The sequence below is a fragment of the Ramlibacter tataouinensis genome (genome assembly GCF_001580455.1).
GTDB classification, from domain to species: domain Bacteria; phylum Pseudomonadota; class Gammaproteobacteria; order Burkholderiales; family Burkholderiaceae_C; genus Ramlibacter; species Ramlibacter tataouinensis_B.
The window spans coordinates 1,033,248-1,057,211 of record NZ_CP010951.1 but is presented as its reverse complement, the minus strand read 5'-3'; the positions used below and the strand labels follow the sequence as shown (position 1 = coordinate 1,057,211).

The following is a 23,964-nucleotide window of genomic DNA, read 5'->3' as shown; positions in this document are numbered from 1 at the left end:
AGTTGGACTGGAAGCAGCGCGCGAAAGTTCAGCCTGCGCCCGCTCAGGGGCCGCCGCCCCCGGCCCGGCTGGCCGCGTTCATCTGTCGCAGGAGTGTCCAGGCCACCGCGGCCAGCAGCAGCACGCCCAGCCCCAGCACGGCCCAGAGCACGGCCGGCGTGCCCGGCGCGCCGGGCCACAGGGCGGCCCAACGGCTGGGCCGGGCCTCGACCGCGGCGCCAGGCTGGGCCAGCGGCAGGTCTTCGGCCTTGCGCTCGCCCAGCATGCCGGTGATGGTCGCGGCGCCCAGCGCGGCCGCCGCCGTGCGTTCGCGGCCGGCGGCCAGCACGAAAGGACCGGAACCGCTGGCGACGAACACGAGTTGCCGCGGCGTGAATTCGACGAAGGCCTGCAGCTGCGCCGGGGCCAGCGCCGTGCCGTTGGCCGCCACGATGCGCAGCGATGGCGTGCTGGACTGCAACTCGAGAGGCGGATTCGTCATCGTCTCGCCCTGATCGACCAGACGGTAGACCACGGTCTGGCCGAGCTGGCGCCACGGCTGCGAGTCATCGCTGCGGCCGAGCACGCGCACCGGCACCAGGGTGTTGTCGCGCGGCGTCGACAGGGCGATGGCGGCGATGGGCGTGGCAAAGCCGGTGGCGATCTCCACCGTATCGGGTGCGGTCTGGCGCCAAGCCCCCAGTTCAATCCGCGTGCGCCTCGGCGGCACGGCGGCGGCGAGGATGCCCATCGCGGCGGCGATGGACACGCCATCCTGGCCCTGCCAGTCCAGGCGCAGGTAGCGGTTCTCCAGCGTGATCGGCCGGGTGAAGTCCAGCCGCAGGTTCGAGGGCGCCCCCTCGCCTTCGAAGCGATAGAGCCGCCCGCGCACCGGGGCCGGGGTCCAGCTCGCGAGATCGGAGCTGGTCGATGCCGTCACGCGCACCGGCGTGTTCGCCGGCAGCTGCGCCTGCAGCTCGATCGCGGACAGCGGCTTGCGCTCGTCGCCCATCGCGAACAGCGAGGAGTGAAGGCGCCGTGCGTCGGCAGCAGGTTCGCCCTGCATGCGCACCCACACCGACTCGCGGCCGCGCTCGCCCTCGACTTTGACCTCTACCGCGCCGCGCGAAGCGGTGGTGCCTGGGTTCGTGGCGTAGAGCGGCAAGCCCGGGTAACTGCGGGTTTTCTCCTCGGGTGGCTTGCCTGCGGGTGTGGCCTGGATCCAGGCGTAGGGCACGGCCTCCCCGGCGGCGTTGAACACGCGCACATCGCGCGCATCGACGCTCTGGAGCCGGGCCAGCGCCTGGGCGGGCAGCTCGACGCGCACCAGGCTGGCGCCGGCCGGCGCCTGCAAGGGCGCGCGCCACGCGAACTCGTCTTGCGGCGGCCCCTCGGCCCACGCCAGCGCCGCATGCAGGGCGAGCAGCGCGGCCGCCCCCCGCGAGAACCGTACGCTCATCATGGCGCAGCCTCCTGCAGGCGCTCGCCGCGACCCGGCGGGCGGGCCGGCGGCATCGGCGCGAAGTAACCCACCACCAGCATCAGCAGGCCGACCGCGATGAACACCACGATGCGCTCCGAGCCGATGCGGTTGGACAGGTCGATGACGAACAGCTTGAACACGGTGAGCGCGAGCAGCCCGGCGCCCAGCATCCACGCCGGACGCAGCGCCCGCCGGTGCGCCCCGACCATCAGCACCACGGCAATGAGCGTCCACAGGATCGAGTACCCGGCCTGCACAAGGAAGGAGTCGAACAGCGCCTGGGCATCCCAGGCGACACCGGCGAAGTGATGCGCGATGCGCAGCCACACGGTATTGACCGCGATGAAGGCGAGCGCCGCCAGCACCAGCATCACCGCCCGGCCGCGCGCCGCGGCGGCAACGGCCAGGCTGCTGGCCCGGATGCGCGCCAGCCAGGCCGCGCAGGCGGCCAGCCCCAGCGCCACCGCGAGGTCCGTGGGGTTGAGCAGGGGGATGTAGGGCAGCGGCCGGGCGTTGCCATCCGAATGCAGCGCGACCAGCAGCGATCCGAGCGCCACCACCGCCGCCAGCGGCGCCGCCGCCAGCCACAGGTAGGCGCGCGCGAAGCGCTCCAGCGGCCAGTGCGCCTGCGGCTCGCGGAACCAGGCCTTGCGCGAAAGCAGCAGCAGCACCAGGATCGCGGCGACCAGCAGGATCACGCTGGCCCAGGCGGTCTGCCACAGCTGCCCGCGGTCCACCGCGAACACGAGCAGGTTGCCTGCCAGCAGCACGAGCAGCCACGCGCCGCCCGCATGCACCCCGGTCCACCAGCCGGCGGGCGCGCCCCGGTCCAGGCGCCGCAGCATGACGAGGTGCAGCGCCAGTGCGAGCGGCCAGGCGATCCAGCCGCCGGACTCGAACACGTGGTTCATCACCAGCGCGCCGGCGATCGCAGCGGCGAACATCACCGGCAGCCCAGCCCAGGCCGGCGTGGCCGCGATGGGCCACGGCTGGCGGCGCGCGGCGAGCCCGAGGTGGTGAAGCGCGAAGGCGCTGACCATCCAGGCCAGCATCGACAAGTGAAGGCGCGCCCCCGCGCCGAACACGGGCACGGGCAGGCCCTGCGGATCGATGGTGAAGCGCCGGATCTCGCCCTGCAGCGCGAACTGCCACCAGAGGAAGCCGATCCAGAACAACCCGGGCGACAGCCGCGACTCGAACGCCATCAGCGCAGCGTCCATGCCCGGGCGCGGCACGGCGGCGGGCACGCGCGACTGCCAGGCGAGGAACAGGGCCGCGGCCGCCAGCATGGTGCCGCCGATGAACGCCGGATGCGCGAGCGGCCAGGCCGCGCTGCGCTCCCAGGCCTGCGACTGCAGGAAGGCGAAGGCCGCCAGCGCCTGCAGCAGCAGGCCCGCCGCTCGCGCCAGCCAGCGGCCCTGCCGCCGGCCCATCCAGAACACGCCGGCGCCTTCCACCGCCCAGACCGCGGAGGTCCAGCGCGCATCGAGCGCCAGCGGCACGGCCAGCGTGGTGAAGCCCAGCCCGAGGGCGAAGAAACATTCCGCCAGCCACTGGCGCACGGTGGGGTCGGCGCGGCGCGAGCGCAGCAGCCACCCGGTGAGGGCGAGGTAGAGCGCGCCGAGTGCCAGCGCGGAAAGCGCCGCCCCGAATTCGTAGTCGCGCACCAGCGCCGCCTGCAAGCCGAAACCGATCAGCGGCAGGCCGAAGATCATGGTCGCGTCCACCGCACGCGTGCTGGCGAGCGAATGGCGCAGCGCATACAGCAGCGAAGCGGCCAGGTACACCGCGTAGAAGGCGATCAGGAAAGGCTCGGTGCTGGCGAAGTCCTGCGGCTGGTAGCGCAGCACGCCCCAGGCCGTGGCGACCGCGAAGGTCGCGATGAAGCCGAGCAGGTTCAAGGCGCGCCACGCCCGCGCCCAGGCCACGCCCGCGATCGCCACGCCCAGCACCAGGTAGTAGGAGAACAGCGCCACATGGCTGCCCTGGCCGGTGGAGACCAGGATGGGGGCGGCGAAGGCGCCGGCGAAGCCGGTGAAGGCCAGCGCCTGCGCGTTCTGGGCGACCGCGATCACGGCCGAGAACGCGCAGATCAGCGCGAGCGCCGCGAAGGCGGCGCCGGACGGCAGGTACTGATAGAGGCGGAAGGCGGCGAACACCGTCAGGTAGAGCACGGCAATGCCCGCGCCCTGCAGCGTCATGGCGTAGCCGGAGCGGAAGCCGGTCTTGCGCCGCAGCCGGAAGCCCGCGCCGAACAGCGCGATACCGGCCGCGCCGATGGCGGCCAGGCGCAGCTGCGGCGGCAGCAGCGCGTTGTCGATCGCGAACTTGGCGAGGAAGGCCAGGCCCACGAACAGGATCAGCACACCGACGCGCACCACGGTGTTGCCGCCCAGCAGCCAGTCGCGGGCCTTGCCGGCCAGCACGGTGACCAGGTCGGGCCGGGCCGGCAGGGCCGGTTTCGCAGCGGCGGCCGGCGCTTCGCGCGGCAGCGGCGGCGCTTCGGGGGAGGTGTCGGCGAACTCGGGCTCGGGGCCCGCGGCGGGTGGCGCGGTGGCGGCGGGCACGACGGGCTGGGGAGGCGTCACCGCACCTGCCGCCTGCGTTTGCGGCAACGGGGGTGGTGCCGCCAGCGCGCGGCCGTCCAGTGCCTTGCGCAGCTCCTTGCGGATCGCGTTGCGCAAGGTGAGGCCCGCAATGGCGCCGGCGAGGGCGCCGATGAACAGGTGTTCGGTCCAGTCGCCGCCCCGCATGAACAGGGCAAACAGGACCGCGCCGCAAACCGCTCCCCAGATCACCATGGTGATTCCCTTTCGCCCTGGATGGGCGTGATCGTTCTATCGCGGCCCCGCAGGCGGCCGCCGACTGGTCGGGGAAAGTATAGAGAAGTGCTACCGGCAGTAGCGCCGGCGGCCGGGCGTCATTCGCACAGGCGGCGGATCTCCGCGGGGATGGGCACGGCCCGGATACCGCCGCCCTCGCGGTGCGCGGCGAAGATGCGCACCTCGTCGCACTCCATGATGAGCTCGTCGCCCCTGGTCACCCGGTAGCGCTGGACGAAGCTCTTGCCGCGCCACTCCGCGATGCCCACATGGAACGACAGCAGGTCGCCGTAGGTGGCGGACTGGATGAAGCGCGCCTGCGTGTCCACCAGGGGCGTGCCGATCACGCCCAGGGTCTTTTCGGTCTCGGTCCAGGACGGCACGCCGCACTCGACGAAGAACTGGCGCGAGGCGGCGTCGATCCAGCGGAAAAAATTCGGGAACCAGACGATGCGCGCCGGATCGCAGTCGCCGAACTCGACGCGCACCCTGTAGATGACTTCTTTCATGAATGCATTTTGGCCGAGGGTCAGTCGCCGCGAATCTTGCGTTCCTGGATCAGGGCGCCGAAACGGGCGCTGTCGTCCTGGGCGCGCGCCGCGAACTCCTGCGGGCTCATGGGCGCGGGCACGCCGCCGATGGCGTTCATGCGTTCGGTGAAGGCCGGCGAGCGGACGATCTTGTTGATCTCGGTGTTCAGGCGCGTGACCACGGCGGTCGGCGTGCCGGCCGGTGCGTAGAAGCCGAACCAGGTGTCCGCGTCGAAGCCCTTCAGGCCTGCTTCCTCCATGGTCGGCACCTCGGGGAACAGGGGCGAGCGCTTCGGGCTGCCGATCGCCAGCAGCTTCAGCTTGCCTGCCTTTACCTGCTGCAGGCCGATGCCCGGGTCGAACATGAAGTCAACCTGCCCGCCCAGCAGGTCCTGCATCGCGGGCGCCGCGCCGCGGTAGGGAATGTGCGTGGCGTACACGTTGGCCATGGCCTTCATCATCTCGGCCGCCAGGTGCGGCGAACTGCCGTTGCCGGGCGAGCCGAAACTCAGCTTGCCAGGGTTGGCCTTCAGGTAGGCGAGGAACTCCTTCGCGTCATTCACCGGAACCTTCGCGGGATTCACCTCCAGGAACACCAGCACGCGCGCAGCCGCCGCGACCGGCATCAGGTCCTTGACCGGGTCGAAGGACATCTTGGCGTACAGGTGCGGGTTGATCGACACCGTGCCACCCGAGCTCATCAGAAGGGTGTAGCCGTCCGCGGCCTGCTTGGCCACGTAGTCACCGGCGATGTTGCCGTTGGCGCCGGCACGGTTCTCCACGACCACCGGCTGGCCAAGCGCCTGGGCGAGCGGTTCCGAGATGGCCCGGCCGATCTGGTCGGCGGCGCCGCCCGGCGGGAAGCTCACGATCACGCGGACCGGCTTGGCCGGCCAGGCCTGCTGGGCGATGGCCAGTCCGGGCAGGGCGATGCACAGGACGGCGGCAAGCAGGGCGCGGCGTGCGAGCGCTGGAAGGGGCATTGTTCGCATTGGGTCTCCTTCAGGTCGGTGTGGATCGGGTGGGCTCAGGATTCCTTCGCCGCCGGCAGGCCCCGCGGCCGGCGCACCCAGCGCACCGGCACGGCCTTGACCGGGCGTGGCGGCGCGCCGTGCTGCTGCAGCGCCGCGTCGAGCGCCTTGCCGGCATCGTCGGCCAGCGCCGCTTCGCGCGCGGCCCGCACCGCGGCCGCGGCCTCGGCCGGCTCGCCGCGCGGGGCCAGGTGTTCCAGCACGTGCAGCAGGTTGTCCTTGCCGCGCTCGTTGGTCGCGCCATAGCCCTTGATCAGCCGGCCGCACTGCGCGATCTCGTGGCCCAGGCGCCAGTCGCGCTGCGCGGCCGCCAGCACCCCGCCCAGCCAGCGCTCGATCAGGGCCTGCTCCAGCGCGTAGCGGCTGCCGCGCGGGCGCAGCCATTTCAGCCCGGCCAGGAAACGCAGCGACAGCATGCCGAAGACGGAATGGGTGCCGACCTTCAGCGGCAAGGCCCAGGGCGCCGCGCCGCGCGCCACGCGGGCCCGGTCCCAGGCCGTCAGGCGCCGCGCCAGCGCCGCCGGCAGCAGGGCGGCGAACTCCGGCACGCCCGGCTTGAAGTGGTCCCATACGCGCAGCAGGTCGCCCTCGCCGGCCTTGACCTCGCGCCGCACGCGCTGCCAGCGCGCCGCGCGGCCCTTGAGCCAGGCGACGCGCACGATGTCGTCGAAGGCCATCCACAAGGCGAGCCAGCGCGCCATCTCGCGGGTGATCGCGAAATCGTGCCGCCCAGCGGGATCGGCCTGCCGCTCCGCGGCCAGCACGGAGCGCAGGCGCGCGGTGTACAGCGCGGCGTACTCCGGTCCCTGGTATTCGAGCATGCGCTGCACGCCCAGCGTGGCCAGTTGCCGCACGGGCGCGGGCCAATCCGTGGCTTCCTGCGCGCCCGGCGCCGCGGTGGCCTCCAGCCCGGCGTCGCGCAGCCACTGGCGCGGCGCGTGGACGCGCTCGTAGGCGGCGGCGAATCCGCGCAGGCTCGCCAGCGCCCCGGCGCCGTCGCCAGCGCCCACCACCTTCTCGTAGTCCTCGCGCCTGAACGGAAAGAGGCTGCTGCCGGCGATGGCGCCCAGCATGACGGCGCTCACCACCGTGCCGGCCTCCTTGGCCAGCGCCGCCATGTCGTACACGTGGTGCTCCCGGCTGAAGCCCTGCACGATGCGCAGCAGTTCGGCGCTGTCGAGGCGGCCGTCGGCCATCTGCATGCGCTCCTGCGTGGTCAGCGCGCGGCTGGAGGAACTGATCACCAGCGTGCGTTCCGGGCTCGACATGCCGTTGCCGACCTGGCGCACGGTCTCCAGCAGTTCGGAGGAGACCAGCGCGTCGAGGGCGCCCGGCACCGGGCTGAGGCTGAACACCGGCCAGCGGCTGCCCAGTTGCGCCAGCGGCACCGGGAACACCTCGATGTAGTAGGTGGTTGCGCCGGTGCGCTGGGCCACGCCCGGGATCGAGGTGCTCTGCGCGGCGTAGCCGGCCGCGCGCGCCACGTCCATCAGCCATTCGCTGAGCACGCCGCCGCCTTCGCCGCCGAGGGCGCAAACGAGCAGCGAGATGGGTGCCTGGGCGGTCATCGTCGGGCTCATGCGGGTTGCAGCAGGCGGACCACCGCGCCGCGCACGCTGGCCAGCAGGCGCTCATGCCACCTGGGGTTCTGCACCACCTCGGCGCGGTAGAACGAGGGGCACAGCGTCGCGGCGTGCGCGTTCTCGCCGCACAGCCCGCAGCCGACGCAGCCGTCGATCACGGTGGCCACCGGGTCGACCTTGAGCGGGTCGGGGTTGTCCTTGAGCGTGAGCGTGGGACAACCCGACAGCCGGATGCAGGCGTGGTCGCCGGTGCACACGTCCTCGTCCACGCCGTACTTCACGCGGACCACGCGCTCGCCTTTCTTCAGCAGGCCGGCGATCCAGGGCTTGATGCGGCGCTGCCGCTCGAGCTGGCACTCGCCCTCGGCCACGATCACCTTCAGGCCGTCGAAGTCGCTGGTGAAGGCGTCTTTCAGGGTCGCGCGCATGCGCGCGACGTCGTAGCTGTGCACGGTGCGCAGCCACTTCACGCCCAGGCCGCGCAGCGTGGTCTCGATGGTCTGGTTGGTGTGCACCAGGCTCGCGCCCTTGTCGGGCGCGGCATGCCGGGCGGGCTCGGCGGGCGTGGAGATCAGCTCCTGGGTGCCGGTGGCCGAGGAGTAGCCGTTCTTGAAGATCAGCAGCACCGCGTCGTCGCCGTTGAACAGGGCCGACTGCACGCCGGTCAGCAGGCCGTTGTGCCAGAAGCCGCCATCGCCCATGATGGCCAGCGTGCGGCGCTGCATCATCGGCGAGACGCCGGCGCGGCTGGCCAGGCTCATGCCGTAGCCCAGGATCGAATGGCCCATGGAAAACGGCTCGAAGGTGCCGAAGGCGTGGCAGCCGATGTCGGCGGCGATGTGGACCGGCCCCATCTCCTGCTGCGCGAGCTTCAGCGCCGAGAACACCGGCCGCTCCGGGCAGCCGATGCAAAAGCCCGGCGGGCGGGCGGGGAGTGGTTTGGACAATTGCGCGGCGACGGCCGCGCGGCGCTCCTTCAAGGCGGCTAGCCATTCACTCCCTCTCCCCTCCGGGGAGAGGGTGGGGGTGAGGGGCGCTGCGGACGCCGAAGCGCCCCCACCCCCACCCTCCCCCGGAGGGGGAGGGAGGAAGGCCAGCAGGCCCTGCGCGAGCACTTCGACCGTGTACTCGCCGCCCGACGGCAGCAGGTCCTTGCCGTGCAGCCGTGTCTGGATGTCGCGCCGCCGCAGCTGCGTGGCGATCTCCTGCTCGATGTATTCGGGCTGGCCTTCTTCCACCACCAGCACCGCGCGTTTGCCGACGCAGAACTGCGCGACCTGCTCGGGCACCAGCGGGTAGGTGACGTTGAGCACCAGCAGCGGGATCTCGGACTCCCCGAAGGCATCGGCCAAACCGAGTTGCTGCAGGGCGCGGATCAGCGCGTTGTGCAGGCCGCCCTGCACGATGATCCCCAGGTCCTCGCGCCGGCCGGGCATCAGCTCGTTGAGGCCGTGCTCGGCGATGTAGCGGCGCGCTGCCGGGATGCGCTCCTCGCCCTTGAGCTTTTCCTGCCGGAAGGTCACCGGCGGGTGCGCCAGCCGCATGTAGTCGAAGCCCGCGGGCTCGGCCATCAGCGCGCGCGTGGACACCGGCCGCGCCAGGTTGTCGCCGGCCACGAAGCTGCCGCGCACATGGCAGGCGCGGATGCGCAGCTCCAGGATGGCCGGCATGTTCGAGCACTCGGACAGCCGGAAGCCTTCCTCGACCATGCGCACCATCGTCGGCAGGTGAGGGCGGGGATCCAGCAGGCACATGCCGGACTTGAGCGCGAAGGCGTGCGTGCGCTCCTGGATCACGGAAGCGCCCTCGCCGTAGTCTTCGCCGACCACGATCAGCGCGCCGCCCTTCACCCCCGGCGACGACAGGTTGGACAGCGCATCCGAGGCGACATTGGTGCCGACGATGGACTTCCAGGTGACGGCGCCGCGCAGCGGGTAGTGGATGGAGGCGCCCAGCATGGCGGCGGCCGAGGCCTCGTTGGCGCAGGCCTCCACATGCACGCCCAGCTCATCCAGGTAGGGCCGGGCCTGCACCATGACGTCCAGCAGGTGCGAGACCGGCGCGCCCTGGTAGCCGCCGACATAGGCCACGCCCGACTGCAGCAGGGCCTTGGTGATGGCCAGGATGCCTTCGCCATGGAAAGCCTGGCCCGCCCCCAGGCGCAGCGATTCGATCTCCTTGCTGAACGAAACTTCCATGCGTGCGGCCCCCTTCCGGCCCGGGAAACCGATGCAGTGTCCCGCAGGCGCGGGGACAGATCAATTCGTGCGTGTGCTAACTGATATGCGCTGCGCGAATGTCCGGCCGGGGTCGAGCTCCGGGTCCCCGGGCCTACTTGCCCCCGCCGGGAAAGCGGGCTGCGTAGTACGCCAGGGTGTCCAGGTCCTCGACCGGCACCTGGCTCACAGCCGACACCATCGCCTGGGTGTAGCCCGGGCGGTTGCCCGACTTGAAGCCTCGCAGGCTCGCCTGCAGGTACTCTTCCTTCTGTCCGGCGATGCGGGGCACCTGCTGGCCACCGTCCAGGTTGGCGCCGTGGCAATTGACGCACATGTGCTGCTGCGCCAGCGACCGGCCCCTGGCCATGCGCGCGGCATCGGGCGCCGCGGCCGCAGCCGGGGCGGGCACCGGGGGCAAGGTCCCGATGTAGTCGGAGAAGCCGCGCATGTCGTCATCCGTCAGCGTCTTGGCCACAGCCGTCATGTCCTTGTTGTCGCGCCGGCCTTCGCGGAACAGGAACAGCTGGGTGATCGCATACAGCGATGGCTGGCCGGCCAGCACCGGCGTGCCCGCCATGTCGCTGCGGCCATTGGCGCCATGGCAGGCAGCGCATGTGGTCGCGAAGCGCTGCGCGTAGTCGACCTTCTCCGGCGTCTTGGCGGCAGCGGTGCTGGCCGCGGGTGCGGCGCCCTTGCGGGCCTTGTCCTGCGCTGTGGCGTGTGGCGGCAAGGCCGCCACCGCCAGTACCGAGACGCAGGCCGCCACGGCGGCAGCCCAGCGTCGTCGCATGCTCACTTGCCGCCGGTGTAGGTGATGCGGTAGATGGCGCCGGCGTGGTCGTCGCTCACCAGCAGCGAGCCGTCCTTCATCACCAGGAAGTCCACCGGGCGGCCCAGGTAGTTGTTGTTCTCGACGAAGCCGGTCATGAAGGTCTCGGTCTTCGCGCCGCCCTTGCCGTCAGGCCACGCGACCGTGATGTCGGCGTACTTGGTCGTGCGGTTCCAGGGACCATGGCGCGCGATGAACATCGCCCCCTGGTACTTGGCCGGGAACATCTTGCCGGTGTAGAAGGTCATGCCCAGCGATCCGGCATGCGGGCCCAGCAACGCGGCGGGCTTCACGTAGTCGGCGCACTTCTTGCCCCAGCCGAATTCGGGATCGGGGATGTTGCCCTGGTGGCAGAACGGATAGCCGAAGTGCTGCTGGCCCGGCTTGGTCACCACATTGAGTTCGTCGTTGGGCAGTTCCTCGCTGAACCAGTCGCGCCCGTTGTCGGTGAACCAGAGGTTGCCGGTCTTGGGATCGAAGTCGAATCCCACCGTGTTGCGCACGCCCGAGGCAATCGTCTCGATGTTGCTGCCATCCAGGTTCATGCGGTAGATCTTGGCGTATTCGCCGGGATCGCAGATGTTGCAAGGCGCGCCGATGGCGTAGTACAGCTTGTCGCCCTTGATCCGGAGGTACTTCCAGCTGTGGTCGGTGCCGCCGGGCAGCTTGTCGTAGAGGACCTTGGGCTCGCCGGGCTTGTCGAGGTTGTCCTCGATGTTGTCGTAGCGCAGGATCTTCGTGTTCGTTGCCAGGTACAGGCTGCCCTTGTTCAGGGCGATGCCGGTCGCGAAGGGCATGTTGTCGATCACCACCTTGGCCTTGCGGTCGCCCTTCTCGGGGACCACGTAGACCTTGTTGGCGACGAACAGCGAACTCACGAAGATGTTGCCCTTGTCACCCTGGCGCAGCCCGCGCGCATCGAGTATGCCTGACGCCCAGGTCTCGACCTTGAAGCCGGGCGGAAGCTTGAACTTGGCCGTCGGCAGCTTGTCCGGCGCGGTGGGGATCGGGAATGCCGGCACGGGGGCCATCTTCATCGCATCGTTGTTGCTCTTCGGGCGGCCCTTGGCCCAGCCCGGCTCGTCGGCCGGCGCGGGCGCCGGGGCCGGTGCGGCAGGCGTCGTTTGCGCCAGGGCCGGCAAGCCCACGCAGCAAAGCACCGCAAGCGCGATGCAAGTGGGGATTTTCTTCATCGCCATGTTTGTGTCTCCTGTTTAGGCGCCGCCGGGCCAGTGCTGACGGCTGGGCCAGTGTGCGCCTGTCGCAACAGGAAATGCGTGCGAAGCAATGTCAAATCAATGCATATCGCAACGGTGCTCATCAGGGCGTTGATGAGCAGGGCCGCGATGCGGCCAGATCAAACCGCCTGGGGTTGCGCTTGCGCTGCGCCCTGCCAGTCACGGCGCGCCAGCGCGAGCAGCACGACGGCGGCGGCCAGCGGCACCAGGTAGAGCAGGGTGGTGGCCAGCGCATGCAACGCCGGCAGCGCCTGCAGCTTGACCAGCCAGTGCCGGCCGTACATGGCCAGCAGCAGCGGCGCGGTCCAGAGCGCCGCGCGCCGCCAGCCGCCCGCGGCTTCGCCCAGCACCTCGCGCCCCGCCAGCAGGAACAGCGCGGACGCCACGAACACCAGCGTGTAGAAGGTGCCGATGATGGGCTGGGCGCTGCCGAGCAGCTCACGATTGGGCCAGTACAGCAGCCATGAGAGGCAGGCGAGCCCGAGCACCAGCGAGGTCTTGCGCGCGCGGCTTTGGGCCAGCGCGTCGGTGAAGCTCGCCTGCCGCTTCATGGCCGGCAGCAGCAGGATGCACAGGGGCCCGGTGATCGCATCGATGATCAGCGTGGTCTGGTAGCCCCAGGCCTCGATCGCCACGCCCTGCCAGCTGGCGGCGAAGGCAATCGCCAGGTTCATCATGGCCATGTAGGCGGTGAACTGGGTGGCGGCCACGCGCGGGTTGGTGATGTCCATCATGATGGCCGAGCGCGTGCCGTACATCAGCCCCTGGAATACCGCATAGGCCATGCAGGCGATCCAGAACGGCGCGATCAGCTCGGCAATCGGTGCGCCGCCCGGCGCGCGCGGCATCACATAGCCGTATTGGTGCAGCACCTGGTACAGGTACAGCACCGGCAGGCTCATGCCGGCCAGGTACAGGGCCAGCGTGCGGCGGCGGCCGAACTTGTCCGACAGCCAGCCGCCGGCCACCATGGCGGCGGCCGACACAATGTTGGTCCAGAGGTTAAGCGCGCCGACCTGGTCGTCGTCCATGCCCAGTTCCACCGCCAGGTTGGATTGCAGCGCCAGCCCCAGTGACATCGCACCGGCCGGCAGCAAGGCGAAGAACACGCCGCGGAACGCGCCGCTGGTCCCGATGAAGGAGCGGAAGGAATCCACCGCGAACTCGCGCATCTGCGCCCCGGCCGCACGCAGGCGGCTCACGCCCTCGGGCAGGGCCAGCCGCTCCATCACGGCCTCCTTCATCGGCAGCACCACGAAGCCGGTGACCGCGCCGATCGCCGCGGCCACCAGGATGAAGCTCGGTTGGAACCCGGTGTAGGCCACCAGAAACAGCACCCCGCTGCCGCCGATCGCCTGGCCGATCGCGGCGCCGGCGAACATCAGCCCGTTGGCCAGCCCGCGCTCGTCCTCGCTCAGCGTGTTCACGGCCAGCGAGTCGATCGCCACGTCCTGGATCGCGCCGAAGGTGTTGTGCACGAACAGGATGGCGGTGAAGAGGGCCAAGCTGCCCGGCAGCGGCACGGCGATCAAGGCCAGCACGGTCACCGCCATCATGATTTGCGTGAACAGGATCCAGCCGCGCCGGTGCCCGAAGCGCTGTGAGCGGAACACGTCCACGAAGGGGCCGAATGCCCACTTGAAGGCCCAGGGCAGGTACAGCGAGGCGATGAAGGCGCCGATCTCCGCCGGGCCGATGCCCTGCCGCCGCAGCTGCGTCGCGATCGCCGTGGCGGCGAACCCTAGGGGGATGCCCTCGGTCACGTACAACAGGAAGAAGGCCGCGAGGCGTCCGCGGCGGCTGGCGAGCAGGTTGGGCAGGCGCATGGGAGCGATCTTAGGGCCAGCCCTGGTCATTCCTGCATCGGGAATCCGCATGGAAGACCCTTGGACTTGCCCCAAGTCCAGCCTTGCGTGCATCGGTGTTTGCACGGTGGTCCTTTGGAGCGGCTTGCGACCATCCTAGGGCCTGGTAACGCTATGGGAGGGCTCGCGTGACCCAGGAAACGGGTGCCATCAAGGCGCAAAGTGCAGCCGGGGTGGCGCCCCGGCGAGCATTTGCAACGCCGAGGGCGCCCGTTTCCTGGGTCACCCTTCGGGCCGGTGGCTGGCAGGCCGCAGGGCGTCGTTGCGGCCTCGTTGTGTGCGCAAGCACACGGCCTCGGCCGCGCCTAGTCCTGCAGCCTGCCAGCCACCGGCGCGAGCCCTCCCATAGCGTTAACAGGCCCTAACCTTCTCACCGAGGAGAACCCGCCATGCAGGAAAGCCAGATTCGAGATTCGATCGAGGAAGTGCGCAGCGGCCGGTTGCCGCGCCGTGATTTCATCCAGAAGTTGGTCGCCGCAGGCCTTACGGCGCCGATGGCCTCGATGCTGCTGATGCACGCCGGCGTCGCCCAGGCCCAGGCCAATCCCGTCTACAAGCCCACCAAGCGGGGGGGCGGCGGCGCGTTGAAGCTTCTGTGGTGGCAGGGCGCCACGCTGCTGCAGCCGCACTTCGCCAACGGCACCAAGGACCAGGAAGGCTCGCGCATCTTCTATGAGTCGCTGGCCGTCTGGGACAACGACGGCAACTTGGTGCCCATCCTCGCTGCGGAGGTCCCCTCGCGCGAGAACGGCGGACTTTCCGCGGACGGCAAGTCGGTCACGTGGAAGCTCAAGCGCGGCGTGACTTGGCACGACGGCCAGCCCTTCACGGCCGACGACTGCGTCTTCACCTGGGAATTCGCCAAGGACCCGGCGACAGCCGCCGTGACGTCCGGTGTGTACAAGGACGTGATGGTCGCGAAGGTGGACTCGCACACCATCCGTGTCACCTTCGCCAAGCCCACGCCGTTCTGGGCCACGGCGTTCGTGGCGGCGGAAGGCATGGTGATCCCCAAGCACCTGTTCGGCCCCTATATCGGCGGCAAGTCGCGCGAGGCGCCGAACAACCTGAAGCCGGTGGGTACCGGCCCCTACAAGTTCGTCGACTTCAAGCCCGGCGACATGGTGCGCGGCGAGATCAACACCAGCTATCACATGCCCAACCGGCCGTATTTCGACACCATCGAAATGAAGGGCGGCGGCGATGCCACCTCGGCTGCCCGCGCGGTGCTCCAGACCGGCGAGTACGACTACGCCTGGAACCTGCAGGTCGAGGACGAGGTGCTCAAGCGCATGGAAGATGGCGGCAAGGGCCGCGCCCACATCATTCCCAGCGGCGACATCGAGTTCATCATGCTGAACCAGACCGACCCGTGGACAGAGGTCGACGGCGAGCGGGCCAGCATCAAGTCGAAGCACTTCGCGTTCAGCGAGCCGGCAGTGCGCCAGGCCATGTCGCTGCTGGCCGACCGTGCCGCCATCCAGCAATTCATCTACGGCCGCACCGGCGTCGCCACGTCCAACTTCCTCAACAATCCGGCCAAATTCCGCTCGCCGAACACGAAGTTCGAGTTCAACGTGGACAAGGCCAATGCCCTGCTGGAAGGCGCGGGCTGGAAGAAGGGCGCCGACGGCATCCGCGAAAAAGGCGGCAAGAAGATGAAGTTCGTCTACCAGACGTCGGTCAACGCCATCCGGCAGAAGGAGCAGGCCGTGATCAAGCAGGCGGCCCAGAAGGCCGGCATCGAGCTGGAACTGAAGTCGGTGACCGCGTCGGTCTTCTTCTCGTCGGACGTCGCCAACCCGGATACCTACGGCAAGTTCTGGGCCGACCTGCAGATGTACACGACGACCATGACCCAGCCCGACCCCGAGCGCTTCATGGACCAGTACCGCACTCACGAGATTTCGTCCAAGGCCAACAAATGGCAGGGCCGCAACATCTCGCGCTGGCGCAGCGAGGAATACGACAAGGTCTATGCGCAAGCCGAGGGCGAGCTCGACCCGGTCAAGCGCGCAGCCCTGTTCATCCGCTTGAACGACCTGGTGGTGGCCGACAACGCCATCATCCCGCTCATCAGCCGGCCGCGGGTGCGCGGCGCCGGCGTGAAGCTGGTGACGTCGCTTTCGGGCTGGGACCTGGACCTCTCGGTGCTGCACAACTGGTACAGGGAAGCTTGATCGCAAGGAGTTGTGGAGGCTAGAGCGCCGTGGGTTCCTACCTCCTGCGGCGGCTGCTGATCGCGCTGCCCAGCCTCCTGGGCATCAGCGTGGTGTTGTTCACCGTGCTGGCGCTGGCGCCGGGCGACCCGTTCGAGGAACTGGCGACCAACCCCAACGTGCCGGCCGAGGTGCGGCAGATGCTGCGCGTGAAGTTCGGCCTGGATGACCCCATCTGGCAGCGCTATTTCCGGTGGCTGGCGGCCATGGTGCAGGGCGATTGGGGCTTCTCGTTCATCAGCCGGATCGACGTGGACCGGCTGATCCTGCAGCGCGTGCCGGTCACCCTGGCCGTGATCGGCGCGTCGCAGGTGCTGGCGCTGATGGTGGCCTTGCCCGTGGGCATCTATTCGGCCATGCGTCCCTATTCGTGGTTCGACCGCATCGCCAGCACGCTCGCCTTCGTCGGCTTCTCCCTGCCCACCTTCTTCACCGGCCTGCTGCTGATCCTGCTGTTCTCCATCAAGCTCGACTGGCTGCCCTTCGTCTATCGGGCCGATATCTCGGCCACCGGCTGGCAATGGTGGTGGGAGCACCTGCGCCAGGCCATCATGCCGGTGATGGTGCTCGGGCTGTTCCAGGGTGCGAGCTGGACGCGCTACGTTCGTTCGGCGATGCTGGACGTAATCCGCCTCGACTACGTCACCACCGCGCGCAGCAAGGGCCTGAGCGACTGGGACATCGTGATGAAGCACGTCGTGCGCAACGCGCTGATCCCGGTCGTGACGCTGGTGGCGCTGCAGATGCCGGCGATCTTCGGCGGCGCCATCGTGACCGAGCAGATTTTCCGCATCCCCGGCATCGGTTCGCTGCTGATCGACGCCATCCTGCGCAACGACACGCCGGTGATCATGGGTGTCACCTTCGTGTTCTCCTGCCTCGTCATCCTGTTCAACCTGATCGCCGATCTGCTCTATGGCTGGCTCGACCCTCGCATCACCTATCGCTGAGGCACCGCGCCCGCGCTCGCTGTCGCCTTGGGGCGAGGGCTGGCGGCGGTTCCGCCGCCACCGAATGGCCGTGGTCAGCCTCGCGGTGCTGGCGCTGATGGTGCTGCTGGTGCTGCTGGGCCCCCTGGTGTGGAAGGTGGCGATCAACGAGATCGACTTCAGCGCGCGGCTCAAGCCGCCCACATGGCGTCATCCCTTCGGCACCGACGACCTGGGCCAGGACATCTTCGCGCGCATGCTGTACGGCGGCCGCATTTCGCTGGCCGTCGGCCTGGCGGCGATGGGCATGGCGATCGTGGTGGGCGTGACCATCGGCGCCATCGCCGGCATCTCGCGCGGGGTCATCGACACCGCCCTGATGTGGGTCACCGACCTGTTCCTGTCGCTGCCGCAGTTGCCCCTGCTGCTGCTGCTGATCTACCTGTTCCGCGACGCGCTGAAGGCCGTGTTCGGCCCCGAGGTGGGCGTCTTCATGCTGATCGTCGTGGTGATCGGCGGCTTCCGCTGGATGCCGGTGGCACGGCTGGTGCGGGCGCAGTTCTTCTCGCTGCGCGAGAAGGAGTTCGTCGAGGCCGCGCGCGCCCTGGGCGCCACCACCGCGCGCCAGGTGGTGCGGCACATCCTGCCCAACGCGCTCGGCCCCGTGATCGTCGCGGGCACCATCGACGTGGCGGCGGCGATCATCGCGGAATCGACGCTGTCCTTCCTCGGCCTGGGCTTTCCGCCCGATATCCCGACCTGGGGCCGCATCCTGTACGACAGCAAGGAGTACCTGGACATCGCGCCCTACTGGGCGCTGTTCCCCGGCGCCGCGATCTTCCTGGCGGTGCTGACGATCAACTTCATCGGCGACGGGCTGCGTGACGCGCTCGACCCGCGCAAGGTCTTGTAATGGCACTGCTTGACATCCGCGGCCTGAAAACCCATTTCCAGACCGACGACGGCTGGCTGCACGCCGTGGACGGCGTCGACCTGACGGTGGAGCGCGGCGAGACGGTGTGCGTCGTCGGCGAATCCGGTTGTGGCAAGACGGTGACGGCAATGACCGTGCTCAAGCTCATCCCCATGCCGCCCGGACGCATCGTCGCCGGGCAGGTGCTGTGGCAGGGCCGCGACCTGGTCCCGCTGGACAACGCGGGCATGCGCAGGGTGCGGGCCAAGGAAATCGCAATCGTGTTCCAGGAGCCGATGACCTCGCTCAACCCGGTGTACACGGTGGGCGAGCAGATCGCCGAATCGGTACGCCTGCACGGCGGCTTCAGCCGGCGCTCCGCGCTGGACCACGCCGTCGAGATGCTCAAGTTGGTCCATATCCCGATGCCGGAGCGGCGCATCCACGACTATCCGCACCAGTTTTCCGGCGGCATGCGCCAGCGCGTCATGATCGCGATGGCGCTGGCCTGCAATCCGCAGCTGCTGATCGCCGACGAACCGACGACGGCGTTGGACGTGACCATCCAGGCGCAGATCCTGGACCTGCTGGAGGAACTGAAGTCGCGGCTGGGCATGTCGATCCTGCTGATCACGCATGCCATGGGCGTGGTGGCCGAGATGGCGCAGCGCGTCGTGGTGATGTATGCCGGCAAGGTGGTGGAGGAGGCGAGCGCGGCGGAGCTGTTCGCGCGGCCGAGGCACCCCTACACGCAGGGCCTCATCCGTTCCATCCCGCGCATCGACCGCGCCGCCACGCACCGCGTACGGCTGGAGTCGATTGCGGGCAACGTGCCGAAGCTGATCGAGCCGGCCGAAGGCTGCCGCTTCGCGCCGCGCTGCAAGTACGCCATCGCCGCCTGCACCGCTGCGACGCCGCGGCTGCGCGAAATCAAGGCCGCACACAAGGTCGCGTGCATACGCGCCGAGGAGATCGGCGCATGAGCCGCCCGGCCGCTCCGAAGGCTCATAGCACCGCAGCCCGCAGGGCGGAGGTTATCCAATGAGCCGCCCGGCCGCTCCGAAGGCTCATAGCACCGCAGCCCGTAAGGGCGGAGGTTGTCGAATGCTCCGCCCGGCCGCTCCGAAGGCTCATAGCCCCGCAGCCTGCAGGGCGGAGGTTATCCGATGACCGAACCCTTGCTGCGTGTGCGCGAACTGGTCAAGCACTTCCCGATCAAGGGCGGGGTGTTCAGCCGGCAAGTCGACAAGGTGCATGCCGTGGACGGCGTGAGCTTCGACATTGCCGCCGGCGAGACGCTGGGCGTGGTCGGTGAATCGGGCTGCGGAAAAAGCACCACGGGGCGTTGCATCCTGCGCCTGATCGAGCCGACGTCCGGCGAGGTCTGGTTCGACGGGCGCAATGTCACCGCGATGGGCAGGGACGAGCTGCGGGCGCTGGCGCGCGACATGCAGATCATCTTCCAGGACCCGTATGCCTCCCTCAATCCGCGCATGACCGTGGGCGCCATCATTGGCGAAGCCCTCACGATCCACAAGCTGGCGCCGGGTCCGGGCGAGTACCGCGACCGCATCGCGCAGCTGCTGGAGATGGTGGGCCTGAGCCCTGACTACATGCGGCGCTACCCGCACGAATTCTCGGGCGGGCAGCGCCAGCGCATCGGCATCGCGCGGGCGCTGGCCGTGAACCCGCGGCTGGTGGTGTGCGACGAACCGGTGTCGGCGCTGGACGTGTCGGTGCAGGCGCAGGTGGTGAACCTGCTGGAGGACCTGCAGGCCAAGCTGCAGTTGACCTATATGTTCATCGCGCATGACCTGTCGGTGGTGGAGCACTTCAGCGACCGCGTCGCCGTGATGTACCTCGGACGCGTGGCGGAGATCGCGCCCGCCCGGCGCCTCTACGCCCACCCTCTGCACCCTTACACCGAGGCACTGCTGTCGGCGGTTCCGATCCCGGACCCGCAGGTCAGGCGCAAGCGCATCATGCTCGAAGGCGATGTGCCCAGTCCGGTGAGCCCGCCCGCCGGCTGCCGATTCCACACCCGCTGCCCGATCGCACAGTTCCCGATTTGCAGCAGCGAAACGCCGGCGTTGAAGGAGTCGGCCGGTGGCCACTGGGTGGCCTGCCATTTCCGTGGCTAGCCAGGTGGCGCAGCCCTATGTTCGGTGGATTCAGCGCCTCAGCATCTGGAATGGGTGCTACGGTAGTCCTCGGCCCATTGCGCCGTTTGCCCCCGGTCGAGAAGATGGATGGACCTTGTGCGCCACACAAACTGCAAAAGCAGATCCTGGCCCTGGTCATACTTCTCGATGAGCCGCTGCTGAAGCCGCGGGAGCGTGGCGTCTGCGCAGGGGGACGACGCGACCTGCCCCGGCGTTGTGTCGGCCTGGGCGACGACGGTCCTGGGCGCGTCGGCTTTGGGCGGTTCATCCGCCGCGAAGGCGGCAAGAGGGATCGCGGCTGCAGCCAGCAGGCTCAAGGCAATGATTCGAGCGGCCACCTTTTCCGTCGTCTTCATAGCAGCTTCCTTTCGCATTGGCTCCTGCGAAAAGCAGCAGGAGCCAATGCAGCTTAGTCGCGGCAGGCGCCAGCCGAAAGGAGCCAAGGCTCTCGAAAGGTCTTAGGGGAAATGGCTTATTGCCCTGCTGCTTTCCGTCGAACCATTGGTGACGTTTCACGATCTGGCTTGTGGTCAGGGCAATGCGGAAGCGGTGCCTGAATCAGGGATAGAGATAACGGAGGTCGATGTTCGCGTGCTAGCCTTCCTTGATGCTGTCCACGCGGCACAGGAAGCAGTTGAACTTCGATCGAATGTGAACGTAGGCCACTTCCGTGCGCCTGAGGATCTCTTCACACGCAGCCGCCAGCGCGCTGCCCGGGACCACCTGGCCGGTCTCGTAGCGAATCCGATCGTCATGCCCATAGCCCCGGATGATCGCTGGCTGCAGGTGCGCAAACCACGCAGGCAACTGGTCGCCCTCGTACCGCTCGCAGGCTTTCTCGTGCAGGAAGATCGGCCCGACTTCGGCGTAGGGCTGCAATCGGCCGAAGGGGCGGTAGGCGAGGACAAGTTTCCCTTCGCCCTCGGCAATCAGCCGCAGGCAGTGCCTGCACGGGTTGGCCCCGCCCATGGCCACTTCTCTCAGCGCGACCTGCCCGTTGGCGTCGCCCGCCCCGCGCCGGAAGGCATCCACCTGCACGGTGTCGATACCACGAATCATGAATCTCATCGCTTTTCTCCTTGGGTGACTGCTTTCGCCACCTCGAGTCCCCATTCCACCTGGCACGAGGCCGGCGCGCTCGCCGTTTCCGGCCATGCCCTTTCGGCTGTTGAAAATGCAGGCTGAGGTGCGGCGGTGTTCGTGCGAAGCGGGAGCATGGGACCATCGTCCAATTGCTGCTGGCGACGGCTACCGGCAACCTCGGCAGTTCCTGCGCTCATTGGAACTGGCATGAAATCTTTCCTGGCGGCTAGCGGGCTGCTCCTGGCAGCGACATTGCTCACCGGCTGTGCCACCGCTCCTGGCGCGGCAAGCGCCAAAGACACCGTGGCCCGCCTCGGTGAGACCAAGAGCCTCACCCTGGGGTACCGTGAAGACTCGAAGCCCTTCTCGTTCAAGGATGAGAAGGGCAGTCCCGCCGGCTACTCGGTGGAGTTGTGCAAGCGCGTCGCCGCGCAAATCCAGCAGCAGCTCAAGCTGCCCCAGCTTGAGCTCAAATGGGTGCCGGTCACCGTGGCCTCCCGGATGCAGGCGGTTCGCGACGGAACCGTCGACCTGGAGTGCGGCAGCACCTCGCGCACCTTCGACCGGGAGGCGACCGTCGACTTCAGCAACACGATCTGGGTCCAGGACTCCTCGTTCGTGTCCTTGGCAAGCGCCCCGGTGGTGCGCGTGGCCGACCTGAACGGCAAGAAGGTCGGCGTGATCGCCGGTTCCACGACCGAGGCCGCGCTAAAGGCGCTGGCGCCGGCCGGCGTGGTTCCGGTGTTCGTGCTGGTGCCTACGCACTCCGATGGCGTGGCGGCCGTGCGCGACGGCCGGGCCGATGCCTATGCCACCGACCGGCTCATCCTCGTGGGCGAAGTGCTGGGCGGCCCGCCGGGCGCGACGCTGATGATGAGCGACGAGTCCCTCAGCATTGAAACCTATTCGCTCATGATGCGGCGCGATGCCGACTTCCGCCTCGCGGTCAATCGCGCGCTGGCCGAGATCTACCGCAATGGCGAGCTCGGCAAGGTGTTCCAGCAGGTCTTCGGCGCCAACGTCCGGCCCTCGCGCCTGCTCGAGGCGGCACTGCTGCTCAATGCGCTGCCCGAGCGGTGATCGCCGCGCCTTCGTACCCGGCCACTTCGGTTTTTCCTGAGTAGCCGGCAGGTTTACTCTGCTTTTTTAATTTGACCTTCGCCCTTATGTTGTCGGCTGCAATGTTGCAACTCGACGAGTGAGGATTTCATGAAGAAGGCAGTGGCTCTGATGGCGGTCGTGCTGTCGCTGGGCATGACCGTGGCGATGGACGCGGAAGCGAAGCGCCTGGGCGGCGCACGCTCCAGCGGCATGCAGCGGCAACAGGTGACGCCGCCGGCCACGCCGGCGGCGGCCCAACCCCACGCGCCCGGCGCGCCGGCGCAGGCGGCGCCGGCCGCGGCCGCGACGACCGCGGCGGCCGCACCGGCCGCCGCAGCAGCCAAGCGCAGCTGGGCCGGACCGCTGGCCGGCCTGGCGGCCGGCCTGGGCCTGGCGGCGTTGGCCTCCTACCTGGGCTTCGGCGAGGCGCTCGCCAACGTCATGCTGATCGCGCTGATCGGCATGGCCGTGCTGGCGCTGGTCGCCTTCGTGATGCGCAAGCGCGCGGCGAACCAGCCGTCTCCCGCCTTCGCGGGCGCGGGAGCTGGTGCGGGCTCGGGCTCGGGCTTGGGTTCGGATTCTGGTGCGGGCGCAGGTGCAGCCGGCGGCGGCCGTCCGCTGCTCGGCACCCGCATCGGCTCGGCGCTGACCGGCCCCGTCGCTGCGCCGCAGGCCTCGGCCCTGCCGGCTGACTTCGACGCAGCGGCGTTCTCCCGCAATGCCAAGTCGCAGTTCATGGAGCTGCAGTCCGCCAACGATGCGGGCGACCTGCAACGCCTGCGCGACTACCTCACACCCGAGATGTTCGACGTGGTCCGCGACGAAGTCGAGTCGCGCGGCAACGTGCCGCAGCGGACCGAGGTGTTCGGGCTGGAGGCGCAGGTGCTGGAGGTGGCCGAGGAAGCCGAGCGCTACATCGTCAGCGTGCGCTTCACCGGCAGCGTGCGCGAGCAGCCCGGCGCGGTGCCGGAGGACCTGGACGAGGTCTGGCACCTGGCCAAGCCGCGCACCGGCATGGCTGGCTGGGTGGTGGCGGGCATCCAGCAGGTGTCCCCGGACAGCAAGGACCGCTGATGCCGTTTCCTGGTCCGCGCCTTCGCTCAGCCGAGCAGGCGCTGGACCAGGGGATGCTGAATGCGGCGCTCGGCCGAGACCAGGTAGAAGGTCTCCACCAGGTCCGGGGTCTCGCCCAGCAGCACCACGGCCGGATCCGACTGCAGTTCCTCGCGCGACCAGCGCGAGGCCGGAAAGGCGCCCATGCCGCTGCGGCCGAACGCCGCCAGCAGGGCGCTGTCTTCGAATTCGCCCGCCACGCGCGGGTGCAGTCCCTCGCGTTCCAGCCACTGGTCGATGCGCGGCCGCACGGCGGCATGGGAGGTTGGCAGCAGCAGGGGCATGCCGGCCAGGCATTCCGGGAAGCGGCGCGCCTTGCGCCCCGCCAGCGCGGCCGGCGCGAACCACGACAGCGGCGCATCACCGAGCTTGTGGCTGTAAAGGCGCAGGTTGGGATTGGACGGCGCGGTGCGGTCCGACAGCACCGCGTCGAGCCGGTGCAGCGCAAGGTCGGCCAGCAGCCGGTCGAATTCGTCCTCGTGGCAGAGCAGCCGGGTGGTGCCGCCTTCCAGGGCGGGTTGCAGCAGGTGCCGCACCACCAGCTTCGGCAGCCCATCGGAGATGCCCACGCGCAGGCGCAGCCCCTGCCCGGTGGCGGCGTCGCGCACGGCGGCAGGCAATTCCTCGCCCAACTGGAAGATCTGGTCGGCGTAGCCCATGGCCGCTTCGCCGGCTTCGGTGAGGGCCAGGGCCCGGCCGGCCGGCTTGAACAAGGCGTGGCCGAGCGACTGCTCGAGCGCGCGCACCTGCGCGCTCACGGTCTGCACCGCCATGCCCAGGCGTTCCGCGGCACGCGCAATGCCTCCTTCCTTGGCGACGACCCAGAAGTAATAGAGGTGGCGGAAATTGAGCGGAGCTGCCATCG

19 protein-coding genes are annotated in these 23,964 nt (G+C 69.2%); 7 read left to right on the top strand and 12 right to left on the bottom strand.

From position 1 onward, the window contains the following. Positions 1-43: 43 nt before the first annotated feature. The 9 genes from UC35_RS05130 to UC35_RS05090 form a co-directional block, all read right to left on the bottom strand. Complete coding sequence (locus UC35_RS05130; RefSeq protein ID WP_082792670.1) at positions 44-1,441, bottom strand: DUF3999 family protein; 1,398 nt, start codon at positions 1,439-1,441, stop codon at positions 44-46. Continuing rightward, a complete protein-coding gene (locus UC35_RS05125; protein ID WP_061496830.1) occupies positions 1,438-4,263 on the bottom strand; it encodes a DUF2339 domain-containing protein in 2,826 nt (941 codons plus the stop codon). Before UC35_RS05125 ends, UC35_RS05130 begins: the two co-directional genes overlap by 4 nt. A 119-nt stretch (positions 4,264-4,382) precedes the next feature. Beyond that, complete coding sequence (locus UC35_RS05120) at positions 4,383-4,793, bottom strand: acyl-CoA thioesterase (protein ID WP_061496828.1); 411 nt, start codon at positions 4,791-4,793, stop codon at positions 4,383-4,385. Between the two features lie 20 nt (positions 4,794-4,813). Next, positions 4,814-5,797, bottom strand: a complete 984-nt coding sequence (locus UC35_RS05115) for a Bug family tripartite tricarboxylate transporter substrate binding protein (RefSeq protein ID WP_415752702.1) — start codon at positions 5,795-5,797, stop codon at positions 4,814-4,816. Between the two features lie 44 nt (positions 5,798-5,841). Beyond that, positions 5,842-7,413 carry an indolepyruvate oxidoreductase subunit beta family protein gene (locus UC35_RS05110; RefSeq protein WP_061496824.1) on the bottom strand — a complete coding sequence of 524 codons (1,572 nt, stop codon included), beginning with the start codon at positions 7,411-7,413 and terminating at the stop codon, positions 5,842-5,844. Between the two features lie 8 nt (positions 7,414-7,421). Continuing rightward, positions 7,422-9,626, bottom strand: coding sequence for an indolepyruvate ferredoxin oxidoreductase subunit alpha (locus tag UC35_RS05105; protein ID WP_061496822.1), 2,205 nt, complete (start codon positions 9,624-9,626; stop codon positions 7,422-7,424). Between the two features lie 133 nt (positions 9,627-9,759). Then, the gene (locus UC35_RS05100; RefSeq protein ID WP_061496820.1) at positions 9,760-10,437 is read right to left on the bottom strand and encodes a c-type cytochrome; all 678 of its coding nucleotides are present in this window, start codon (positions 10,435-10,437) and stop codon (positions 9,760-9,762) included. A 2-nt stretch (positions 10,438-10,439) separates the two neighbouring features. Then, positions 10,440-11,675, bottom strand: coding sequence for a PQQ-dependent sugar dehydrogenase (locus UC35_RS05095; protein ID WP_227820451.1), 1,236 nt, complete (start codon positions 11,673-11,675; stop codon positions 10,440-10,442). 158 nt (positions 11,676-11,833) lie between these two features. Further along, entirely contained in the window at positions 11,834-13,540 is a 1,707-nt protein-coding gene (locus UC35_RS05090; protein WP_061496818.1) for an MFS transporter, read from the bottom strand. Between the two features lie 428 nt (positions 13,541-13,968). On the opposite strand from UC35_RS05090, the gene UC35_RS05085 reads away from it, so the two are divergent. The 5 genes from UC35_RS05085 to UC35_RS05065 all read left to right on the top strand — a co-directional run bounded on the left by UC35_RS05085 (position 13,969) and on the right by UC35_RS05065 (position 19,781). Further along, the gene (locus tag UC35_RS05085; RefSeq protein WP_061496816.1) at positions 13,969-15,759 is read left to right on the top strand and encodes a peptide ABC transporter substrate-binding protein; all 1,791 of its coding nucleotides are present in this window, start codon (positions 13,969-13,971) and stop codon (positions 15,757-15,759) included. 29 nt (positions 15,760-15,788) lie between these two features. Continuing rightward, the gene (locus tag UC35_RS05080) at positions 15,789-16,748 is read left to right on the top strand and encodes an ABC transporter permease (protein ID WP_061496814.1); all 960 of its coding nucleotides are present in this window, start codon (positions 15,789-15,791) and stop codon (positions 16,746-16,748) included. Continuing rightward, complete coding sequence (locus UC35_RS05075; protein WP_415752701.1) at positions 16,741-17,640, top strand: ABC transporter permease; 900 nt, start codon at positions 16,741-16,743, stop codon at positions 17,638-17,640. The genes UC35_RS05080 and UC35_RS05075 overlap by 8 nt, the downstream gene beginning before the upstream one ends. Continuing rightward, complete coding sequence (locus tag UC35_RS05070) at positions 17,640-18,623, top strand: ABC transporter ATP-binding protein (protein WP_061496810.1); 984 nt, start codon at positions 17,640-17,642, stop codon at positions 18,621-18,623. The genes UC35_RS05075 and UC35_RS05070 overlap by 1 nt, the downstream gene beginning before the upstream one ends. A 183-nt stretch (positions 18,624-18,806) precedes the next feature. After that, positions 18,807-19,781 (top strand): ABC transporter ATP-binding protein, encoded by a 975-nt coding sequence (locus UC35_RS05065; RefSeq protein WP_061496808.1) that lies wholly within the window; start codon positions 18,807-18,809, stop codon positions 19,779-19,781. 38 nt (positions 19,782-19,819) lie between these two features. On the opposite strand, the gene UC35_RS05060 is transcribed toward UC35_RS05065, so the two are convergent. Both UC35_RS05060 and UC35_RS05055 read right to left on the bottom strand, forming a co-directional pair. After that, on the bottom strand, positions 19,820-20,158 hold the full coding sequence (locus UC35_RS05060) for a hypothetical protein (protein ID WP_061496806.1): 339 nt from the start codon (positions 20,156-20,158) through the stop codon (positions 19,820-19,822). A 238-nt stretch (positions 20,159-20,396) separates the two neighbouring features. Further along, positions 20,397-20,870 carry a DUF1203 domain-containing protein gene (locus UC35_RS05055; RefSeq protein ID WP_061496803.1) on the bottom strand — a complete coding sequence of 158 codons (474 nt, stop codon included), beginning with the start codon at positions 20,868-20,870 and terminating at the stop codon, positions 20,397-20,399. A gap of 222 nt (positions 20,871-21,092) precedes the next feature. Here UC35_RS05055 and UC35_RS05050 point away from each other — a divergent pair, with 222 nt between their 5' ends. Continuing rightward, positions 21,093-21,965 carry an amino acid ABC transporter substrate-binding protein gene (locus tag UC35_RS05050; RefSeq protein ID WP_158513861.1) on the top strand — a complete coding sequence of 291 codons (873 nt, stop codon included), beginning with the start codon at positions 21,093-21,095 and terminating at the stop codon, positions 21,963-21,965. 129 nt (positions 21,966-22,094) lie between these two features. Continuing rightward, on the top strand, positions 22,095-23,060 hold the full coding sequence (locus tag UC35_RS05045) for a Tim44 domain-containing protein (RefSeq protein WP_061496799.1): 966 nt from the start codon (positions 22,095-22,097) through the stop codon (positions 23,058-23,060). A 26-nt stretch (positions 23,061-23,086) separates the two neighbouring features. Here the strand turns inward: UC35_RS05045 and UC35_RS05040 are convergent, their stop codons facing one another. Next, complete coding sequence (locus tag UC35_RS05040; RefSeq protein ID WP_061496797.1) at positions 23,087-23,962, bottom strand: LysR substrate-binding domain-containing protein; 876 nt, start codon at positions 23,960-23,962, stop codon at positions 23,087-23,089. Positions 23,963-23,964 lie beyond the last annotated feature (2 nt).